Origin of the sequence: Bartonella sp. AP88HLJMH, from assembly GCF_042195605.1 — a bacterium.
GTDB lineage: Bacteria > Pseudomonadota > Alphaproteobacteria > Rhizobiales > Rhizobiaceae > Bartonella.
In genome coordinates this window covers 1-569 of record NZ_JBHIOR010000128.1, presented here as the reverse complement: position 1 = coordinate 569, position 569 = coordinate 1, and the positions used below count along the sequence as shown (strand labels likewise).

Sequence of the window (569 nt, the reverse complement as noted above, 5' to 3'; positions counted from 1 at the left end):
GCGTGATTTTGGCGCTGGCATATTATAATGGGAAAATGAGAGATGACCAAAACCAAAAAACTCGACATGGAATTGCCTAAAGAGGGGCGTTTTATCAGTTCTGAATTCCCAATCTTGCGGGAAAACTTGACCAAAATTGATCAAGCTCTTTTGGCTGTTGAGGAAAAGGTAGACGAAAAGGCACCTTTACACCACACGCATACGATCAACGAAATCGCAGATCTAGAAAGCGCTCTCAATGGCAAAATGGCAGCGGATAAAACCTTCACTTTTGCCGATTTAAGCGATATCGAAGGCGCAAAAGATGCCGCAAATAATTATGTTCTCTATAAATCAAGCAATAATAACTTCACTTTTGGCAGTGCTGTCTCTCTATTAGGCGCACACCAACATAAAACCGAAGATATCGTGGGGCTTGATGATTTTAGAGCCAAGATCAATGAAGATCTCACAAGCTATGGTCGCTTAGCCAGCCCAAATGAATGGCAAAGTTATAATAAATTTACCAGCAAAGTCACTATGAGTGGTGGCTTAGAACTGTTGGGTAATTCGTCGTTTAACCTTATCCA

The 569-nt window shown here is 41.3% G+C and carries 1 protein-coding gene; it reads left to right on the top strand.

The annotated features are described in order from the left end of the window. Window positions 1–42: 42 nt before the first annotated feature. Window positions 43–569, top strand: a 527-nt coding sequence (locus tag ACFIMA_RS09960; protein ID WP_375693479.1) for a Bgr_08870 family protein, incomplete at its 3' end; no start/stop codon positions are given.